The sequence below is a fragment of the Thermomonospora echinospora genome (assembly GCF_900108175.1).
GTDB classification, from domain to species: Bacteria; Actinomycetota; Actinomycetes; order Streptosporangiales; family Streptosporangiaceae; genus Thermomonospora; species Thermomonospora echinospora.
The window spans coordinates 49707-69187 of the sequence record NZ_FNVO01000013.1 but is presented as its reverse complement, the minus strand read 5'-3'; the positions used below and the strand labels follow the sequence as shown (position 1 = coordinate 69187).

The 19481-nt window shown below is 72.2% G+C and carries 15 protein-coding genes; 10 read left to right on the top strand and 5 right to left on the bottom strand.

All coding sequences use genetic code 11. From position 1 onward, the window contains the following. Nucleotides 1–216 precede the first annotated feature (216 nt). Genes C4U03_RS25910 through C4U03_RS25890 form a run of 5 tightly spaced genes read right to left on the bottom strand, consistent with a single transcriptional unit; the run spans nt 217 to nt 5521 of the window. The gene (locus C4U03_RS25910; RefSeq protein WP_103941004.1) at nt 217–1650 is read right to left on the bottom strand and encodes a rhamnulokinase; all 1434 of its coding nucleotides are present in this window, start codon (nt 1648–1650) and stop codon (nt 217–219) included. Then, complete coding sequence (locus C4U03_RS25905) at nt 1647–2273, bottom strand: LutC/YkgG family protein (protein ID WP_103941002.1); 627 nt, start codon at nt 2271–2273, stop codon at nt 1647–1649. The genes C4U03_RS25910 and C4U03_RS25905 overlap by 4 nt, the downstream gene beginning before the upstream one ends. Beyond that, nucleotides 2270–3736, bottom strand: a complete 1467-nt coding sequence (locus C4U03_RS25900) for a LutB/LldF family L-lactate oxidation iron-sulfur protein (RefSeq protein WP_235018127.1) — start codon at nt 3734–3736, stop codon at nt 2270–2272. The genes C4U03_RS25905 and C4U03_RS25900 overlap by 4 nt, the downstream gene beginning before the upstream one ends. Beyond that, nucleotides 3729–4445, bottom strand: a complete 717-nt coding sequence (locus C4U03_RS25895) for a (Fe-S)-binding protein (protein WP_103940998.1) — start codon at nt 4443–4445, stop codon at nt 3729–3731. Before C4U03_RS25895 ends, C4U03_RS25900 begins: the two co-directional genes overlap by 8 nt. A 5-nt stretch (nt 4446–4450) precedes the next feature. Then, the gene (locus tag C4U03_RS25890) at nt 4451–5521 is read right to left on the bottom strand and encodes a LacI family DNA-binding transcriptional regulator (RefSeq protein ID WP_103940996.1); all 1071 of its coding nucleotides are present in this window, start codon (nt 5519–5521) and stop codon (nt 4451–4453) included. Nucleotides 5522–5785: 264 nt separating this feature from the next. Here C4U03_RS25890 and C4U03_RS25885 point away from each other — a divergent pair, with 264 nt between their 5' ends. The 10 genes from C4U03_RS25885 (at nt 5786) to C4U03_RS25840 (ending at nt 19369) form a co-directional block, all read left to right on the top strand. Beyond that, the gene (locus C4U03_RS25885; protein WP_103940994.1) at nt 5786–7324 is read left to right on the top strand and encodes a sugar ABC transporter ATP-binding protein; all 1539 of its coding nucleotides are present in this window, start codon (nt 5786–5788) and stop codon (nt 7322–7324) included. Next, the gene (locus C4U03_RS25880; RefSeq protein ID WP_235018124.1) at nt 7321–8367 is read left to right on the top strand and encodes an ABC transporter permease; all 1047 of its coding nucleotides are present in this window, start codon (nt 7321–7323) and stop codon (nt 8365–8367) included. Before C4U03_RS25885 ends, C4U03_RS25880 begins: the two co-directional genes overlap by 4 nt. Beyond that, nucleotides 8360–9376: an ABC transporter permease gene (locus C4U03_RS25875; RefSeq protein WP_103940992.1), complete on the top strand. Its 1017-nt coding sequence runs from the start codon at nt 8360–8362 to the stop codon at nt 9374–9376. The genes C4U03_RS25880 and C4U03_RS25875 overlap by 8 nt, the downstream gene beginning before the upstream one ends. 56 nt (nt 9377–9432) lie before the next feature. Continuing rightward, the gene (gene rhaS / locus C4U03_RS25870; RefSeq protein ID WP_103940990.1) at nt 9433–10536 is read left to right on the top strand and encodes a rhamnose ABC transporter substrate-binding protein; all 1104 of its coding nucleotides are present in this window, start codon (nt 9433–9435) and stop codon (nt 10534–10536) included. Nucleotides 10537–10608: 72 nt separating this feature from the next. Beyond that, the gene (locus tag C4U03_RS25865; protein ID WP_103940989.1) at nt 10609–10926 is read left to right on the top strand and encodes an L-rhamnose mutarotase; all 318 of its coding nucleotides are present in this window, start codon (nt 10609–10611) and stop codon (nt 10924–10926) included. 64 nt (nt 10927–10990) lie between these two features. Further along, the gene (gene rhaI, locus C4U03_RS25860; RefSeq protein WP_103940987.1) at nt 10991–12157 is read left to right on the top strand and encodes an L-rhamnose isomerase; all 1167 of its coding nucleotides are present in this window, start codon (nt 10991–10993) and stop codon (nt 12155–12157) included. A 52-nt stretch (nt 12158–12209) separates the two neighbouring features. Beyond that, nucleotides 12210–14252: a bifunctional aldolase/short-chain dehydrogenase gene (locus C4U03_RS25855; RefSeq protein ID WP_103940985.1), complete on the top strand. Its 2043-nt coding sequence runs from the start codon at nt 12210–12212 to the stop codon at nt 14250–14252. A gap of 127 nt (nt 14253–14379) precedes the next feature. Continuing rightward, nucleotides 14380–15819 (top strand): L-fucose/L-arabinose isomerase family protein, encoded by a 1440-nt coding sequence (locus tag C4U03_RS25850; protein WP_103940983.1) that lies wholly within the window; start codon nt 14380–14382, stop codon nt 15817–15819. After that, complete coding sequence (locus C4U03_RS42575; RefSeq protein WP_103941233.1) at nt 15705–16133, top strand: alpha-L-rhamnosidase-related protein; 429 nt, start codon at nt 15705–15707, stop codon at nt 16131–16133. The genes C4U03_RS25850 and C4U03_RS42575 overlap by 115 nt, the downstream gene beginning before the upstream one ends. 20 nt (nt 16134–16153) lie before the next feature. Next, nucleotides 16154–19369, top strand: a complete 3216-nt coding sequence (locus C4U03_RS25840) for a family 78 glycoside hydrolase catalytic domain (RefSeq protein WP_235018122.1) — start codon at nt 16154–16156, stop codon at nt 19367–19369. The last annotated feature ends 112 nt before the right edge of the window (nt 19370–19481 follow it).

The window sequence follows — 19481 nt, the reverse complement described above, 5'->3', positions numbered from 1 at the left end:
TCCGTACGCGCCGACCCCGCCGAGGAGCGTCCAGGCGATCACACGACGCCGGCGGTGACCCGGGCCTCCCGTGGGTCCGTCACCTCGCCGCGCCCGGCGGCCGGCGGACCTTCGACCCGAGGTCTTTCCCGGCCGCGGTGAGGACTGCTCGTTCCGCACGACGCTCACCGTCCCTCGACCCGGAACCAGGCGGGCCGCCGACAGGTCCCGCCTGGGTCAGGCTAGCCCCACCCGGGAGGCCGCGGCCGCCCACGCGTGCTCGTCGCCGGCCGGCTCGTAGCGGCGCAGCGGCTGGGTGGCGGCGACCAGTTCCCGCATCTCGGCCAGATCCTTGACCACGCCGAACGCACGGGCCTGCACCAGGACGTTGCCGAGGGTGGTGGCCTCCACCGGACCGGCGACGACGGGCAGGCCGCAGGCGTCGGCGGTCAACTGGCACAGCAGCGCGTTGCGGGACCCGCCGCCGACCAGATGCACCACGTCCACCTGCCGGCCCGACAACTCCATCGCCTGGCGGACGGCGGCCCGGTGTCCCAGGGCGAGGCTGTCCATGATGCAGCGGACGGTCTCGGCCTGGGTGGCGGGCGGGCGCTGCCCCGTGGCGCGGCAGTGGTCGGCGATGCGGGCGGGCATGTCACCGGGCGGCAGGAATTCTGGGGCGTCCGGGTTCACCACGGCCTGGAAGGGGGGCACCTCGGCGGCCGCCTCCAGCAGGGCGGGCAGGTCCGGGTCGCCCCAGGCGCGCATCGACTCCTGCAGCAGCCACAGCCCCATGACGTTGCGCAGATAGCGGATCGTGCCGTCCACGCCGACCTCGTTGGTGAAGTTGGCCTTACGCCCGGCCTCGCTCAGCACCGGGCCGGGCAGTTCGACGCCGACCAGCGACCAGGTGCCGCAGGAGACGTAGGCGAAGCGCTCGTCGCGGGCGGGCACCGCCGCCACCGCGGACGCGGTGTCGTGCGAGGCCACGGCGGTGACCGGCAGGTCGCCGGGCAGCCCGGTCTCGGCCGCCACGTCCGGCCGCAGCGGGCCGATCACCTCGCCGGGCTCGCGCAGCTCGGGAAAGAGCCGCTCGGGCAGCCCGAGGCGGTCCAGCAGCGCCGCCGACCAGGTGCGCGTGCGCACGTCCAGCAGACCGGTGGTGGAGGCGTTGGTGAGCTCGGCGCCGATCCGCCCGGTCAGCCAGTACGCCAGCAGGTCGGGGATCAGCAGCAGGGTCTGCGCCCCGTCCACGTCGGCGCGGGCCGCCAGCAGCTGGTAGATCGTGTTGAACGGCAGGAACTGCAGGCCCGCCACGTCGTAGAGGTGGTCGTCGCCGAGTTCGGCGCGGACTCGTTCCATGACCCCGTCGGTGCGGGCGTCACGGTAGTGCACCGGGTTGCCGAGCAGCACGCCGGAACGGTCCAACAGCCCGTAGTCCACCGCCCACGAGTCGATGCCGACCGAGGTCAGGTGCGGACCGGCCGCCTTCAGCCCGTCCAGGACGTTGCCGTACAGGCCGAGGATGTCCCAGTACAGCGTGCCGGCGGCGCGGACCGGCCGGTTGGTGAAGCGCCGCACCTCGGTCAGCTCCAGGACGCCCTCGCCTACCCGGGCGCTCATCACCCGGCCGCTGGAGGCTCCGAGGTCGACGGCGGCGAAGGCGTTCATGGGCTCCTCACGGTCAGGATCACTTCCAGGGTGCGGGGGCCGTGCACGCCCTCTACCCGGTTCAGTTCGATGTCGCTGGTGGCCGACGGCCCGGAGATGAACGTCAGGGGACGCGCCGGGTCCAGCCGTTCCAGTGCCTCGGGGACGTCGGGGGCGACCTGGTCGGCGGTGACCACGATCAGGTGGTAGTCGGGGACGAGGGTCAGGGCGCGCCGGCCCTGCCCCGGCCCGTGGTCGAGGACGATCGTGCCGGTCTCGGCGATGGCCACCGCGCAGCCGGTGACCACGCCGTCTAGGCCGTCCAGTTCCCCGATGCCGGGGTCGTGGGCCAGCCGGGCGGGGTCCACCTCGGCGAGCCACTCGGCGGGCAGACCGCCGGGCACCGCGTACCGGGATCCGGTCAGCGCCCGCGCGACCGCCCCCGGCAGGTCCGCCGGGTCGACGCGGTGGACGGTGGCGCGGTAGTCGGCGGTGCGCTCGGCGAACAGGTCCAGGACGCCGTCCTCGTGGTGGCGGCGCAGGTAGGGGCGCTCGATCGCGGTGTACGCCGTGGCGGCGGGCGTCCGGCCGGGTCCGAGGATCCGCCCGACCCGCCCGAGGATCTCCTCCCGCGCGCTGCTCATGAGCGTCCTCCGTTCGTGCGTTTCCACCAGGCGCGGAACGACTCGGGGGGAGGCGCGGGCGCGTCCCGGGAGTCGGTCCAGGCGCGCAGCGGGCCGGGCAGGCGGCGGATCTGGCCGCGGCGCCCGACGAGGCGGCGGCTCGCAGACGCCAGGCGCTGGGCCAGGGCCAGCCGGCGGGGGGAGCGCAGCGTCCACCCGGCCGCCGCCATGGCGGTGCCGACCAACGGGTGCTTCGGCCCTTCCTCGACCGCCTCGGCCCGCAGGTGGACCAGCACCTCGGGGATGTCGATGGCCACCGGGCATGCCTCGAAGCACGCCCCGCACAGCGACGAGGCGTACGGCAGCGAGGCGTCCACCGGCGAGCCGATCCCGCGGATCTGCGGCGACAGGATGGCCCCGATCGGCCCCGGGTACGGCGAGCCGTAGGCGTGCCCGCCGGCCCGCGCGTAGACCGGGCACACGTTCAGGCAGGCCGAGCAGCGGATGCAGCGCAGCGCCTGGCGGCCGACCTGGTCGGCGAGGGTGTCGGTGCGGCCGTTGTCCAGCAACACCAGGTGGAAGTCGCGCGGCCCGTCGCCGGGCGTGACGCCGGTCCAGGTGCTGGTGTAGGGGTTCATCCGCTCGGCGGTGGAGGAGCGGGGCAGCAGTTGCAGGAAGACCTCCAGGTCCTGCCAGGTCGGCAGCACCTTCTCGATGCCCATCACCGAGATCAGCGTCTCCGGCAGCGTCAGGCACATCCGGCCGTTGCCCTCCGACTCCAGCACCACCAGCGTGCCGGTCTCGGCGACGGCGAAGTTGACTCCGGAGACGGCGACCTTGGCCGACAGGAACTTGGCGCGCAGGTGCCGCCGGGCGGCCTCGGCCAGCTCGGCGGGGGAGTCGCTCAGGTCGGCGGGCGCGTCCGGCATCCGGCTGCGGAAGATGTCGCGGATCTCGGCCCGGTTGCGGTGGATGGCCGGGACCAGAATGTGCGAGGGCCGGTCGTCACCGAGCTGGACGATCAGCTCGGCCAGGTCGGTCTCGTAGGCGGTGATGCCCTCCTCGGCGAGGGCCTCGTTGAGCCCGATCTCCTGGGTGGCCATCGACTTGACCTTGACCACCTCGGTGTGGCCGGTGGCGCGCACCAGGTCGGCGACGATGCGGTTGGCCTCGGCGGCGTCGCGCGCCCAGTGCACGGTGCCGCCCGCCGCGGTGATCTTCTCCTCCAGCAGCAGCAGGTAGTGGTCGAGGTGTTCGAGGGTGTGGTCCTTGATCTGCTTGCCGGCCTCGCGCAGCGCGTCCCAGTCGTCCAGCTCGGCGACCGCCGAGAGGCGCCGGTCGCGGATGGTGCCGGTGGCGTGGGCGAGGTTGCCGCGCAGCCGGGTGTCGGCGACGGCCTTCCCGGCGGCCTCGGGGAACGGCGGCATCCCCAGGTAGGTGGGCATGCTCGCACGCCCCCGGTCCCTCGTGGCGTGCTCACTCATGAGGATCCTCCTCGGTGGAGGCGAGGATCTCGGCCAGGTGCACGGTCCGTACGTCCGGGCCGGTGCGGGTGAGGATCCCGCCGATGTGCATCAGGCAGGAGTTGTCGGCCGCGCACAGCGCCTCGGCGCCGGTGGCGCGGACGCAGGCGACCTTGTCGGCGCCCATGGCCGCCGAGACCTCGGAGTTCTTCAACGCGAACGTACCGCCGAAGCCGCAGCACTCGGTGGCGTCCGGCAGCTCGACCAGCTCCAGCCCGCGCACCGCGCGCAGCAGTTGGAGGGGGCGATCGCCGATCTTCAACATGCGCAGCGAGTGGCAGGTGGGGTGGTAGGTCACCCGGTGCGGGTAGTAGGCGCCCACGTCGGTGACACCGAGCACGTCCACCAGGAACTCCGCCAGCTCGTACACGTTGGACGCCACCGGGGCGGCCCCGGAGTCGATACGGGGGTGCCAGTCGCGCACCATCGCGGCGCACGAGGCCGACGGCGTCACCACCGCGTCGTAGGGTGCGAACGTTTCAGCGAAGCTCCGCACCATGGGGGTGACCTGCTTGCGGTAGCCGGTGTTGAAGTGCATCTGGCCGCAGCAGGTCTGCGCGGCGGGGAACTCCACCTCGTGGCCGAGCCGGCGCAGCAGCCGTACGACCGCCTTGCCGGTGTCGGGGAACATCGTGTCGTTCAGGCAGGTGACGAACAGGGCGATCCGCATACGGTTCATCCCTCCGGCTGTGCGATGAGCTGCCGGCTGGACTCGCGCACCACCAGCTCAGGCTGGAACATGACCTGCTGGTGCGCGTGGCCCGAGGGGTTGTCGCACTCGTCGAGCAGCAGGTCGGTGGCGATGCGGCCGAGCTGGTAGGTGGGCTGGCGCACCGAGCTGAGCGGCACCGCGGCGGCGGCGGTGAACTCGATGTCGTCGTAGCCGATCAGCGCCACGTCGCCGGGCACCTTCACCCCGGCCTGCAGCAGCACCCGCAGCACCCCCAGGGCGAGCAGGTCGTTGGCGCAGAAGATGGCGTCCGGCAGGTCGCCCTCCAGCAGCCGCTGGGCGGCCTCCTGCCCGGCGCGGGCGTTCATGGCGGGCACCGCGACCTCGCGCAGCGCGTCGCGGCCCAGCCCGGCCGCCCGCAGCGCCCGCAGCGCCCCCTTGCGCCGGTCGGCGCACTGGCGCAGCACGGACGGCCCGGTCACCATGGCGACGTCGCGGGCGCCCTGCTCCAGCAGGTGGCCGACCGCCAGTTCCCCGCCGGCCACGTCGTCGACCGCCACCGAGCACTGGTTGGCCCGGGGCGTGGGGTGGTCCAGCAGGACCACGGCCACCCCCCGCCGGCGCAGCAGCTCGGCCTGGTCGCCCTCCTGGTCGACCGGGGTGATCAGCACCCCGCGCACCCGCTGCTCGGCCAGCACGGTCAGGTTGCGGCGCTCCTTGTCATGCGAGCCGCCGGAGCTGGCCAGGATGACCGCGTAGCCGCGTTCGCTGGCCACGTCCTCGACCCCGCGGGCCACGTCGGTGAAGAACGGGTTGCCCAGGTCCAGGATCATCAGCCCGATCGAGCTGCTCTGCCCGGCGCGCAGCGTGGAGGCCGAGCCGTTGCGCACGAAGCCCAGCTCCCGGATGGCCCGCTCGACGCGGGCCCGGGTGGCGGGGGCGACCCGTTCGGGCCGGTTGAGCACGTTGGACACGGTGCCGGGCGAGACTCCCGCGTGCTGGGCGACGTGCTTGATGCCCACCGTGCCGGCCCGGGGGAGCGGCACCTTCGCGCCGCCCCCGCTGGGTGTGCTCATCCCTGGTCCCCCCCGCAAGGTCGTGTCTTGGCAGCGCCAACTGTGACCAAGTCATTAAAACGTGTCAACCCCTGCGCCGTCACGAAATCGTTGCACGGCGATCGCCAGCCCCGGCGCCATCGGGCTTCCCGCCGCCTCTCCGGTGAAGTTCGCCCAGATCACCACTTGACGGGTGCCCTGGCTCACATCTACCGTCCTGCGCAACATCACGTTAAAACGTTTTTTACGCCGCGGTCACATGAACCCAGACGAGGAGGGTGGCGCGTGAACGCACCCGCTCCGCCGGCTCCGCCGAGACTGGCGCTGGTCAACGTAAGCAAGTCCTTCGGCGCCGTGCAGGCCCTGCAGGGCGTCACCATCGAGCTGTACGCCGGCGAGGTCCACGCGCTCGCGGGCGAGAACGGTGCCGGGAAGTCCACGGTGGTAAAAACGTTCGCAGGAGTGCACCGGCCGGACACCGGTGAGCTTCGGCTGAACGGCGAGCCGGTGACCTTCCACGGCCCCGCCGACGCGCAGGCCGCCGGGGTCGCGGTGATCTACCAGGAGCCGACCCTGTTCCCGGACCTGTCGGTCGCCGAGAACATCTTCATGGGCCGCCAGCCGCGCACCTCGCTGGGCCGCATCGACCGCCGGGCCATGCACGCCGCCGCCGCCGAGCTGTTCACCCGCCTCGGCGTCGCGCTGGACCCGCGCCAGCCGGCCCGCGGCCTGTCGATCGCCGACCAGCAGGTGGTGGAGATCGCCAAGGCCATCTCCCGGGACGCCCAGGTGCTGATCATGGACGAGCCCACCGCCGCGCTGACCGGCCAGGAGGTGGCCCGGCTGTTCACGGTCACCCGCACCCTGCAGCAGCAGGGCTGCGCGATCCTGTTCATCTCGCACCGGCTGGAGGAGATCTTCGAGCTGTGCCAGCGGGTCACCACGCTGCGCGACGGCCGGTGGATCGGCAGCGAGTTGCTGGACGGGCTGACCACCGACGACCTGGTGCACCGGATGGTCGGCCGGGAGCTGGAGGACCTGTACCCCAAGCAGGACGTCACCCCCGGCGAGGTCGCCCTGAAGGTGTCCCGGCTGACCCGTGAGGGCGTGTTCACCGACGTGTCCTTCCAGGTGCGGCGCGGCGAGATCGTCGCGCTGGCCGGGCTGGTGGGCGCCGGCCGCAGCGAGGTCGCCCGCGCGATCTTCGGCGTGGACCGCTGGGACGCCGGCGAGGTCGAGGTGGGCGGCGTCGGGCTGCCGTCCGCCAGTCCCACCGCCGCGATGGCCGCCGGGCTCGCCCTGGTCCCCGAGGACCGCCGCCAGCAGGGCCTGGTCATGGACATGTCCATCGAGCGCAACATGGGCCTGACCCAGCTGCGCTCGCTGCGCCGGGCCAGCGGCCCCGGCCCGCTGATCTCCCGCCGGGCCGAGCGCGACCGCGCCCGCGACTGGGCGACGCGGCTGCAGCTGAAGTTCTCCCGGCTCGGCGACGCCGTCGGGGTGCTGTCGGGCGGCAACCAGCAGAAGGTCGTGCTGGCCAAGTGGCTGGCCACCGAGCCGTCGGTGCTGATCGTCGACGAGCCCACCCGGGGCATCGACGTGGGCACCAAGGCCGAGGTGCACCGGCTGCTGTCGGAGCTGGCCGCCCAGGACCTGGCGGTGCTGATGATCTCCTCCGACCTGCCCGAGGTGCTCGGCATGGCCGACCGGGTGCTGGTCATGCACGAGGGCCGGCTGGTCGCCGAGATCCCCCGCGACCAGGCCACCGAAGAGTCCGTGATGGCCGCCGCGACCGGCCAGCTCAAGGGGAAGGCGGCGGCGTGACCGCGATCGCAGAACACAAGCCGGCCCCGCCCAAGCCGGGGACCGGCGGCGGCGACGGCGGGTTCATCGACCTGGTACTGCGGTTCCGGGAGCTGACCATCCTGGCCGCGCTGATCGTGCTGGTGGCCGTCACCACCGCGGTCAACCCCAGGTTCCTGTCCGCCCAGGGCGTGGAGGACATCTTCCTCAACGCCTCGATCCTGGTGCTGCTGGCGGTGGGGCAGACCCTGGTGGTCGTCACCCGCAACATCGACCTGTCGGTCGGGTCGACGGTCGGGCTGGTGGCCTTCGTCGTCGGCGACTTCGTCACCAACAGTGACCACGGCCTCGTGGTGGCGGTCGCGCTGGGCGTCGGGATCGGCGCGGTCTGCGGCCTGGTCAACGGGTTGCTGGTCAGCTTCTGCGGAGTGCCGGCGCTGGTGGTCACCCTCGGCACGCTGTACGTGATCCAGGGCCTGAACCACTACATCGCGCACGGCGAGCAGATCAGCGCCGCCGAGGTCCCGCAGTCCATCCTCGACCTGGGCAACGGCGCGATCCTCGGCGTCCCGTACCTGCCGCTGATCAGCGTCGTGGTGATGCTGCTGGTCGGCTACTACCTGCGCGCCTACTCCTCGGGCCGGGAATTCTACGCCATCGGCTCCAGCCCGGAGGCCGCGCGGCTGGCCGGCGTGCCGATCCGCCGCCGGGTGCTGACCGCCTACCTGGCCAGCGGCGTGCTGGCCGGCCTGGCCGGGACGCTGTGGCTGGCTCGCTTCGGCACCGTGATCGCCGACCCGGCCAAGGGCTGGGAGCTGAAGGTGGTCGCCGCGGTCGTGGTCGGTGGCGTGGCCATCGTCGGCGGGGTCGGCACCGTGTACGGCGCGGCGCTGGGCGCCCTGCTCATCACCACCATCGGCAGCGTGCTGGTGGTGCTGAAGATCAACTCGTTCTGGCAGGAGGCCATCGTCGGCCTGCTGCTGCTGCTGGCGATCAGCGCCGACCGACTGGTGGCGCTGCGGCTGGCCCGGGTGCTGAGGAAGAGGAACGCGCGACATGGCTGAGGGCAGGACTGCGGGCGGGCTCGACCTGGGCCGTTTCCTTCGCTGGGACGTGGTGGTCGCCGCACTGCTGATCGTGGTGTTCTTCGGCGGCGCCGGGCTGTCCCCCGACTTCGGCAACACCGACAACCTGTCGTTCGCGCTCGGCGACCTCGGCGAGATCGCCCTCATCGCGCTGCCGATGACGCTGCTGGTGGTGTGCGGCCAGGTGGACCTGTCGGTCGCCTCGGTGCTCGGCCTGGCCAGCGCGCTGACCGGCGCGCTGTGGGACGCCGGCTGGGCGTTCGAGACGATCGTGCCGGTGGTGGTGCTGGCCGGCGTGGTGTGCGGCCTGATCAACGGGCTGCTGGTGACGAGGCTGGGACTGCCGTCCCTGGCCGTCACGATCGGCACGCTGTCGCTGTACCGGGGCCTGGCGTACGTGCTGCTGGGCACCGAGGCCATCGCCGAGTTCCCGCAGCAGTACGCCGACCTGGCCACCACCAACGTGCCCGGCACCCCGGTGCCCTACCCGGTGGCGCTGTTCGTGCTGCTGGCGATCGTCACCGCGCTGGTGCTGCACGCCACCGGCATCGGCCGCTCGCTGTTCGCTATCGGTGCCCAGGAGGACGCGGCGTTCTACGCCGGTATCCGGGTCAAGCGGATCAAGCTCGTGCTGTTCGCGGTGTCCGGTGTGGTCGCCGCGTTCGCCGGGATCGTCTACACGCTGCGCTACGGCAGCGCCCGCGCCGACAACGGCGTCGGGCTGGAACTGGCGGTGATCGCCGCGGTGCTGCTGGGCGGCGTGGACTTCGACGGCGGCAAGGGCACCCTCGGCGGCGTGATCGCCGGGGTGCTGCTCATCGGGCTGCTGCGCAACCTGCTCATGCTCAACGACGTGGCGACCGAGATCCAGTCCATCGTCACCGGGCTGCTGCTGATCGTTTCGGTGCTGACCCCGCGCCTGATCACCGCGGCCGGCCAGGCGAGGGCCAGACGGCGGCATCGGGATCCCGCCGCGGCCCCCGCCTAGCCCCTCCCCCCCACCCCGAACCCTCACGGGTACGTGTTCCCGAAAGGCAAATGATCATGAAACAGCGTCCCTTCGCACGGCTGCGGGCCCCACGCTCGCTCGCGGCCATGGCCACCGCCGGTGTCATGGCGCTGGCGCTGACCGCCTGCGGCGGCACCACCAAGGACTCGGCGTCGAACTCCGGCTCCGGGGACGCCGGCTCCGGCGCCTCGGCCTCGGCCAACCCGAACGCGCCGATCAAGGAGGGCCTCAAGATCGCCTTCCTGCCCAAGCAGATCAACAACCCGTACTCCACCATCGTCGACAAGTCCGGCATCGACGCGGCCAAGGAGTACAAGGGCGAGGCCAAGGAGGTCGGCCCGTCCGACGCCTCCGCCTCCTCGCAGGTCTCCTACATCAACACGCTGATCCAGCAGCGGCAGGACGCCATCCTGGTGGCCGCCAACGACCCCAACGCGGTGTGCGGCCCGCTCAAGCAGGCCCGCTCGCGCGGCATCAAGGTGATCGCTTACGACAGCGACACCAACCCCGACTGCCGCGACATCTTCATCAACCAGGCCTCCTCCGAGGAGGTCGGCCGCAGCCAGGTCAAGCTGCTGTCGGAGCTGATGGACGGCAAGGGCGAGTTCGCGGTGCTGTCGGCGACCGCCAACGCCACCAACCAGAACACCTGGATCAAGTTCATGCAGGAGGAGCTGAAGAAGCCCGAGTACTCCGGCATGAAGCTGGTCAAGATCGCCTACGGTGACGACGACGACCAGAAGTCCTTCCAGCAGACCCAGGGCCTGCTGCAGGCGTACCCGAACCTCAAGGGCATCATCGCCCCGACCACCGTGGGCATCGCCGCCGCCGCCCGCTACATCTCCGGCTCCAAGTACAAGGGCAAGGTCGTGGTGACCGGTCTGGGCACTCCGAACCAGATGCGCCAGTTCATCAAGGACGGCACCGTCACCAAGTTCCAGCTGTGGAACCCCAAGGACCTGGGCTACCTGTCCTCCTACGCGGCCGCCGCGCTGGCCTCCGGCCAGATCACCGGCGCGCAGGGCGAGACGCTCAAGGCCGGCCGGCTCGGTGAGCGCACCATCGGCGCCAACGGCGAGATCGTCCTGGGCCCGCCCTTCACCTTCGAGAAGAGCAACATCGACGAGTTCGACTTCTGATCGGCTTCTGATCAGCTTCGCGTCTCCCCGTCCCCGGGCTCGGCCCGGGGACGGGGACCGGGAGGGGGACCCATGCGACGCGTCTGCTTTCTGCTGAAGGTGCGCCAGGACAGGATCGAGGAGTACCGCGAGCGGCACGCGCAGGTGTGGCCGGACATGCAGGCCGCGCTGCGCGACACCGGCTGGCACAACTACTCGCTCTTCCTGCGCGACGACGGTCTGCTGGTCGGCTACCTGGAGACCGACGACTTCCAGGCCGCGCTCGACGGCATGGCCCGCACCGAGGTGAACGCCCGCTGGCAGGCGGAGATGGCGCCGTTCTTCGAGAACCTCGACGGCCGCCCCGACGAGGGGATGCGGCCGCTCACCGAGGTCTTCCACCTCGACTGACCGCCGGCGGACCGGCAGGCCGTCGTCACGCGGGGCCGCCCCGCACAGCAAGAGAAGGGTTTTCATGAGTGACATCAGTGCGGTGAAGGACGCCCTGCGCCGCCAGCACATCGAGACGCCGTCGTGGGCCTACGGCAACTCGGGCACCCGGTTCAAGGTCTTCGCGCAGCCGGGCGTGCCGCGCACTCCGCAGGAGAAGATCGACGACGCGGCGCAGGTGCACCGTTACACCGGAGTGGCGCCCACCGTGGCGCTGCACATCCCGTGGGACAGGGTGGACGACTACGGCGCGCTGGCCGAGTACGCCCGCGCCGCCGGGGTGCGGGTCGGCGCGATCAACTCCAACGTCTTCCAGGACGACGACTACAAGCTGGGCAGTGTCACCAACCCGGACCCGGCGGTCCGCAAGAAGGCGCTGAACCACCTGCTGGAGTGCGTCGACATCATGGACGCCACCGGCTCGCGGGACCTGAAGCTGTGGTTCTCCGACGGCATCAACTACCCCGGCCAGGACGACATCCACGCCCGCCAGGACCGGCTGGCCGAGGCGCTGTCGGCCGTCTACGAGCGGCTCGGCGACGACCAGCGGTTCCTGCTGGAGTACAAGTTCTTCGAGCCGGCGTTCTACGCGACCGACGTGCCGGACTGGGGCACCGCCTACGCGCACTGCCTGCGGCTCGGCCCCAAGGCCCAGGTCGTCGTGGACACCGGCCACCACGCCCCCGGCACCAACATCGAGTTCATCGTGGCGTTCCTGCTGCGCGAGGGCAAGCTCGGCGGTTTCGACTTCAACTCCCGCTTCTACGCCGACGACGACCTGATGGTGGGGGCGGCCGACCCGTTCCAGCTGTTCCGCATCATGCACGAGGTGGTCCGGGGCGGCGGCTACGACGAGCAGACCGGCGTGGCCTTCATGCTCGACCAGTGCCACAACATCGAGCCGAAGATTCAGGGGCAGATCCGCTCGGTGATGAACGTGCAGGAGGCCACCGCCAAGGCCCTGCTCGTGGACGCCGACGCGCTGCGCGCGGCCCAGCGGGACGGGGACGTGCTGGCCGCCAACGCGGTGCTGATGGACGCCTACAACACCGACGTGCGGCCGCTGCTGGCCGAACTGCGCGAGGAGATGGGCCTGGACCCCGACCCCATCGCCGCCTACCTGCGGTCGGGCTACCTGGAGAAGGTCATCGAGGAGCGCAAGGACGGCACCGCCGCCGGCTGGGGAGCCTGACCCGCCCGCCACCCCATCACGACCCGTCACGAAGCCTGCGAAGGAGCACATGATGACCGCCACTCCACCCGAGGTGGAGCAGTTGCTCGACCGGGCCCACACCCTGGGCGCCGACCCGCGCAACACCAACTACGCGGGGGGCAACGCCTCGGCCAAGGGCACCGTCACCGACCCCGTGACCGCCCAGGACGTGGAACTGATGTGGGTGAAGGGCTCGGGCGGTGACCTGGGCACCCTCACCGAGGCGGGCCTGGCCGTGCTGCGGCTGGACCGGCTGCGCGCCCTGGTGGACGTCTACCCCGGGGTCGAGCGCGAGGACGAGATGGTCGCCGCGTTCGACTACTGCCTGCACGGCCGGGGCGGCGCCGCCCCGTCCATCGACACCGCCATGCACGGGCTGGTGGACGCCGCACACGTCGATCACCTGCACCCCGACTCCGGTATCGCCATCGCGACCGCCGCCGACGGCGAGGAGCTGACCCGCCGTATCTTCGGCGACCGAGTGGTGTGGGTGCCCTGGCGGCGTCCCGGCTTCCAGCTCGGCCTGGACATCCGCGCCATCAAGGAGGCCAACCCGCAGGCCATCGGCGTCATCCTGGGCGGGCACGGCATCACCGCCTGGGGCGCCACCAGCGCCGAGTGCCAGGCCAACTCGCTGGAGATCATCCGCACCGCCGAGGCGTACATCGCCGAGCACGGCAGGGCCGAGCCGTTCGGCCCCGTGGTCGACGGCTACCGGCCGCTGCCGGAGGACGAGCGGCGGACCCGCGCCGCCGAGCTGTTCCCGCTGATCCGCGGGCTGGTCTCCACCGACCGGCCGCAGGTGGGCCACTACACCGACAGCGACGTGGTGCTGGACTTCGTCTCCCGCGCCGAGCACCCGCGGCTGGCGGCGCTGGGCACCTCCTGCCCGGACCACTTCCTGCGCACCAAGGTCGCCCCCATGGTGCTGGACCTGCCGCCGGACGCGCCGCTGGAGGACGTCCGCGAGCGGCTCGCGGAGCTGCACGACCAGTACCGCGAGGAGTACCGGGCCTACTACCAGCGGCACGCCACGCCCGACTCCCCGCCGATGCGGGGCGCCGACCCGGCGATCGTGCTGGTGCCGGGCATCGGCATGTTCAGCTTCGGCGCCAACAAGCAGACCGCGCGGGTGGCCGGCGAGTTCTACGTCAACGCCATCAACGTGATGCGCGGCGCCGAGGCGCTGTCGTCGTACGCGCCGATCGACGAGGCCGAGAAGTTCCGCATCGAGTACTGGGAGCTGGAGGAGGCCAAGCTCCGCCGGATGCCCAAGCCCAAGCCGCTGGCCACCCGGATCGCGCTGGTCACCGGCGGCGGGTCGGGCATCGGCGCGGCCACCGCCCGCCGGCTGGCCGCCGAGGGCGCCTGCGTCGTGGTCGCCGACCGCGACCTGGCCGCCGCCGAGAAGGTCGCCGCCGAGATCGGCTCCGCCGACGCGGCGGTGGCGGTCGGGGTGGACGTCACCGACGAGACCCAGATCGTCGCGGCGGTGCGCGCCGCGGTGCTGGCCTTCGGCGGGGTGGACCTGGTGGTCAACAACGCCGGGCTGTCGCTGTCCAAGCCGCTGCTGGAGACCACCGCCCGCGACTGGGACGTGCAGCACGACGTGATGGCGCGCGGCTCGTTCCTGGTGTCCCGGGAGACCGCCCGGGTCATGATCGACCAGGACATGGGCGGCGACATCGTCTACATCTCCTCCAAGAACTCGGTGTTCGCCGGGCCCAACAACATCGCCTACAGCGCCGCCAAGGCCGACCAGGCCCACCAGGTGCGGCTGCTGGCCGCCGAGCTCGGTGAGCACGGGATCCGGGTCAACGGCATCAACCCCGACGGGGTGGTGCGGGGCTCGGGCATCTTCGCCGGCGGCTGGGGCGCCAAGCGCGCCGCGGTGTACGGCGTGGAGGAGGAGAAGCTGGGCGAGTTCTACGCCCAGCGGACCCTGCTCAAGCGCGAGGTGCTGCCCGAGCACGTGGCCAACGCGGTGTTCGCGCTGACCGGCGGCGACCTGACCCACACCACCGGGCTGCACGTCCCGGTGGACGCCGGGGTGGCCGCCGCGTTCCTCCGGTAGCCGGATGGGCCGGGCCATCCCCGGTAGCAGCCGGTCAGACGATTCACCCGCAGGACCCGACGGGGCCGGCACCGGTCGCGCAGGAGCCGCGCCGGCCCCGTCGCCGAAGCAAGGCTGAGGAAGGACCATGACGGCAACGACCGCACTCTCGCTGGATCACGCCACCGCCCCGCGCGTGCGGGTCGGCCTCGTCGCCGGGGGGCTCGGCGCGTACTGGCCGCAGTTCCCCGACCTGCTGCCCCAGCTCAAGCGCTCGGCGAGGCGGGTGTCGGAGCGGATGAGCGAGCTGGGCGCCGACGTCGTCGATGTGGGCTTCATCTCCGACGCCCAGGAGGGCGCCGCCGCCGCCGAGAAGCTGCGCGCCGCCGGCTGCGACATCATCGTCGGCTTCCTGACCACCTACATGACCGCCACCATGCTGGTGCCGGTCGCGCAGCGCGCCGACGCTCCGGTGCTGCTGATCAACCTGCAGCCCACCGAGTCGATGGACCATGCGACCTTCGACACCGGGCAGTGGCTGGCCTACTGCGGCGCCTGCCCGCTGCCGGAGATGGCCAACGCCTTCCAGCGCTGCGGGATCCCGTTCCGCTCGGTGTCGGGCTACCTGGAGGACGAGCGGGCCTGGGCGAGGATCGGCCGCTGGGTGCGGGCCGCCGGGGTGCGGGCGGCGCTGCGCCGCGGCCGGCATGGCCTGATGGGCCACCTGTACCCGGGCATGCTGGACGTCTCCACCGACCTGACCCTGGTGTCGGCCAACTTCGGCGGGCACGTCGAGGTGCTGGAGTTCGACGACCTGCGGGTGCGGGTGGAGAAGGTCACCGACGCCGAGGCCGCCGCCAAGCGCGCCCAGGCCGAAGAGGTCTTCGAACTGGCCGACTCGGTCAACGACGAGGATCTCGGCTGGGCCGCCCGGGTCGCGGTCGGCCTGGACCGGCTGGTGGCCGATTTCGGGCTGGACAGCCTGGCCTACTACCACCGGGGCCTGGACGGCGAGATCCACGAGCGGCTCGGCGCCGGCATGATCCTGGGCGCCTCGCTGCTGACCGCCCGCGGCATCCCGGCCGCCGGAGAGTACGAACTGCGCACCTCGCTGGCCATGCTGATCATGGACCGGCTGGGCGGCGGCGGCTCGTTCACCGAGCTGCAGGCGCTGGACTTCCACCGCGGCCATGTCGAGATGGGCCATGACGGACCCGCCCACCTGGCCATCAGCGACTCCCGGCCGCTGCTGCGCGGACTGGGCGTCTACCACGGCAAGCGCGGCTACGGCGTGTCGGTGGAGTTCGACGTCAAGCACGGCCCGGTCACCGCGTTCGGCGTCATCCAGCGCCGTGACGGCCGGTTCGCGTTCGTCGCCTCCGAGGGCGAGGTCGTGGACGGGCCGCTGATGCGGATCGGCAACACCACCTCGCGGGTCGACTTCGGCTGCGACCCGGGGGAGTGGACCGACGCCTGGAGCGCCACCGGGATCTCCCACCACTGGGCCGTCGGCACCGGCCACCGGATCGCCGACCTGCGCGCCCTGGCCGACCTCATGGGGATCGAACTGGTCGAAGTCAACCCGTAGGAGGCGATGCCCTCACCCGAAACCGCGGAACCGATCGGGGGATCCAGACTGACCGGGGGGCCACCACCAGGTGGAAGCGCTGGGACTCCATCAAGCCGGACGGCTCCTTCCAGGACGTCGGCATGAACTCCTTCGACCACTACACCTACGGCGCCGTCGGCGAGCGGATGTACGAGAACACCACCGGCATCGCCGCCGCCGAGCCCGCTACCGCTGCCATCACCGTCCGCCCGCGTCCGGGCGGCGAGATGAAGCGGGCGTCCGGCTGGGGGAACGCCGGCGTTCCCCCAGCCGCACATGCCACCCCGATATGACCACCCCCGAGGAGACGATCGTGTCCCACGAACACCCCCGGCCAGGCGTCGACCGCAGGCGCTTCCTCGAAATGGCCGCCGTCGGAACGACCGGCGTCGCCGTCGCCCCGCTGCTCGGGACCGCCACCGCCGCCACCGCCGCGGCGGCCGTCGGGCCGGCCGCGGGCGCGCCGTCCCGGCTGCTGGCGTCCCTGCTGCCGACGGGGCTGGGCATCGAGACCCGGCGGCCCCGGCTGAGCTGGCAGGTTCCCGGCCTGACCCCCGGCTCCCGACAGACGCACTACCACGTGCAGGTCGCCACCGATCCCCGGATGGGGCGGGACTCGCTCGTCTGGGACAGCGGGCAGGTCGCCTCGCCGGAGTCGGTGGCCGTTCCCTACGGCGGCCCCGAGCTGGCGCCCAGCACCGCCTACTGGTGGCGGGTGCGGACCTTCGACGGCCACCGGGCCTCCCAGTGGTCGGAGCCCGCGCTGCTGGCCACCGGGGTCATGGGCCGGTGGACAGGGACACCGGTGTGGGTCCCGCAGGGCCAGGCGCCCGGCGACGGTACCTTCGCCGTCAAGGTCACCATCCTCACAGTCTCGGCGGGCCTGTGGTTCCGCGCCTCCAGCAGCAGCGAGAACTACCTGTGGCAGGTCATGGCGGGAACGCCCGGCCGGCTCAAGAAGCACGTCTTCACCGGCGGCTCCTTCCGGGTCCTGGCCGAGGTGCCGCTGCCGATGGAGATCAGGACCGGGGTCGACTACGACATCGCGGTGACCATGACCGGCTCCACGTTCGTCACCTCGATCAACGGGACGGTGGTGGACACCACCACCGACTCCACCCATCGGCGCGGCGCGGTCGGCCTGCGCAACGGCAGCACCGAGTCGCAGACCTACGACCGGGTCACCTTCACCGACTCCACCGGCCAGGTGCTGCTGGACGATGACTTCTCCACTGACCGCCGCACGTTCGGCAGCGGCACCGTCGCCGACGGCAGGCTGACCCTCGGCAGGAGCCAGTCGGGGCTGGCGTCCGCGCTCGGGCCGGACGGCGCGTGGGCGCTGCTGCGCCACGAGTTCACCCTGCCGGACAAGCCGGTGACGGCGGCGATCCTGCACGTGGCCGCCCAGTCGCCGGAGCGGGCGCGCCAGTACGTCGCCCGCGTGTGGTGCAACGGGGAGCACGCCGGATTCGCCTCGGTGCGGGCGCCCGCGGGCGAGCCGCGCTACCACTCCTACGAGGTGACGCGGCTGCTGCGCCCCGGTCGGGCCAACGCGCTGGCCGCGCTCTGCCACGCGACGCAGGACCAGCGGTTCCTGGCCCAGCTGGAGGTGACCTTCGCCGACGGGACACGGCGGACGATCGCCTCGGGGCCGCACTGGAAGGCCCGCCGCCAGGCCGGGCTGCTGCCCGACCGCGGCGACGTCGGCGGCGGCTTCTACGTCGCGCCGCAGGAGTACTGGGACCTGCGCTTCGAGCCGGCCGGCTGGACCGGGCCCGGCTTCGACGACTCCGGCTGGGAGGCGGCCACGGCCCGCGAGCCGATCGCCGGTCTGGTGCCCGCGCTGACCGAGCCGGTCCGGCTGGTGGACGTCGAGCCCGCGAAGGTGACCCGGGCCGCCGACGGCCGCTGGCTGGTGGACCTCGGCCGGGAGATCGTCGGCGGCCTCGTCCTGGAGGTGACGGGCCGGGCGGGCCAGACCGTGGAGGTGCGGCTGGGTGAGGAGCTCAACGCCGACGGCACCGTCCGCTACCAGCTGCGGGCCGCCAACACCTACCGCGAGGTGTGGACGCTGCGGGACGGGAGGCAGCGCATCGAGCACTGGGGCTACCGGGGGTTCCGCTACGCCGAGCTGCGCTGCGACCCGTCGCTGGACCTGTCGTCGGCGGTCACCGGCCGGACCCAGCGGCTGGACTGGTCGGAGTCCGACGCGGCGTTCCACAGCTCCGACCCCGACCTGGACCGGGTGTACGAGTTCTGCCGCTACTCGATCGAGGCCACCCGCACCGACCTGTACGTCGACACCCCGACCCGGGAACGCGGCCCCTACGAGGGCGACGCCTACGTCAACCAGCTTTCGGAGTACGCCGTCCAGCGCTCCTACGCGTTGGCCCGCTACTCCAACCGCTTCCTGACCCGGGTGCCGACCTGGCCGACCGAGTACCGGTTGATGAGCGTGCTGATCGCCTGGCAGGAGTACCTGCACACCGGAGACCCCGACCAGCTCGCCGCCGACTACGACCGGCTGGTGGCCAAGAACCTCACCGGCAACCTCGGCGAGGACGGCCTGGTCCACAAGCCGTCCAGCCAGAACGGGGTGTCCGACCTGGTCGACTGGCCCGTCTCCAACCGGGACGGGTACGTGTTCACCGAGGTCAACACTGTCGTCAATGCCTTCCAGTACGCGGCGTTCGACACGCTCGCCCAGGTCGCGGGGGCGCTGGGCAAGAAGGACGACGCCGCCAGGTGGCGGGGGCTGGCCGACCGCATCGCCCGCGCTATGCGGGACACGCTGCTCGACGAGGAGGCGGGCCGGTTCGTCGACGGCGCCGGAACCGCGCACAGCGCCCAGCACGCCACCGTGTTCCCGCTGGCGCTCGGTGTGGCCGGGCAGGGCACCGTCTCCGACGACGTGCTGCGACGGCTCGGCCGGACCCTCGCCGAGGGCGGGATGAAGGTCAGTGTCTACGGGGCGCAGTTCCTGCTGGACGCGCTGTTCGCCTGCGGCCGGGCCGACGCGGCGATCGGCCTGATGACCGCCACCTCCACCAACTCCTGGCTGCACATGCTCGACGACCTGGGAGCCACCATCGTCGGCGAGGCGTGGGACCCGGCGCTCAAGCCGAACATGACCTTCTCCCACGCCTGGGCGTCGGCGCCGGCCAACGTCCTGCCCCGGCAGGTGCTCGGGGTGCGCGTCACCGCGCCGGGCGCGGCGGCCGTCGACGTGCGGCCCCGTCCCGGGCCGCTGACCAAGGTCGGGGGCAGGGTGCCGACCATCCGCGGCCCGATCGAGGTCGCGCTGGACCGGACCGGCCCCACCGGCTACCGGCTGGAGGTCGAGGTGCCGCCCAACACCTCCGCCCGCCTCGTCGTGGAACTCGGCGACGACACCGCCGCCGCCTACCACGTGACCGGCCCGCACGCCCGCGCACCGCGCCAGGTGGACCGCGACGTCACCGGCGGGCTGCTGGTCATCGGCCCGGTCGGCGCGGGCCGCACCGTCGTCGTCCGCGACGGCCGCCGCTGACACAACCGCCCCGGCGGTGCTCCACCGCCGGGGCGGCCACGGGCTCACCAGCGCTCCGCCCGCGGTGGTCATCCGAGCCCGTTCGCTCAACCCCGGAAGAAACGACAGGAAA

Coding starts and splice junctions, on each gene's coding strand:
- C4U03_RS25900 (WP_235018127.1), bottom strand. CDS start 3,736: ATGAGTGAGCACGCCACGAGGGACCGGGGGCGTGCGAGCATGCCCACC.
- C4U03_RS25910 (WP_103941004.1), bottom strand. CDS start 1,650: ATGAACGCCTTCGCCGCCGTCGACCTCGGAGCCTCCAGCGGCCGGGTG.
- rhaS (WP_103940990.1), top strand. CDS start 9,433: ATGAAACAGCGTCCCTTCGCACGGCTGCGGGCCCCACGCTCGCTCGCG.
- C4U03_RS25890 (WP_103940996.1), bottom strand. CDS start 5,521: ATGAGCACACCCAGCGGGGGCGGCGCGAAGGTGCCGCTCCCCCGGGCC.
- C4U03_RS25850 (WP_103940983.1), top strand. CDS start 14,380: ATGACGGCAACGACCGCACTCTCGCTGGATCACGCCACCGCCCCGCGC.
- C4U03_RS25855 (WP_103940985.1), top strand. CDS start 12,210: ATGACCGCCACTCCACCCGAGGTGGAGCAGTTGCTCGACCGGGCCCAC.
- C4U03_RS25865 (WP_103940989.1), top strand. CDS start 10,609: ATGCGACGCGTCTGCTTTCTGCTGAAGGTGCGCCAGGACAGGATCGAG.
- rhaI (WP_103940987.1), top strand. CDS start 10,991: ATGAGTGACATCAGTGCGGTGAAGGACGCCCTGCGCCGCCAGCACATC.
- C4U03_RS25905 (WP_103941002.1), bottom strand. CDS start 2,273: ATGAGCAGCGCGCGGGAGGAGATCCTCGGGCGGGTCGGGCGGATCCTC.
- C4U03_RS25875 (WP_103940992.1), top strand. CDS start 8,360: ATGGCTGAGGGCAGGACTGCGGGCGGGCTCGACCTGGGCCGTTTCCTT.
- C4U03_RS25895 (WP_103940998.1), bottom strand. CDS start 4,445: ATGCGGATCGCCCTGTTCGTCACCTGCCTGAACGACACGATGTTCCCC.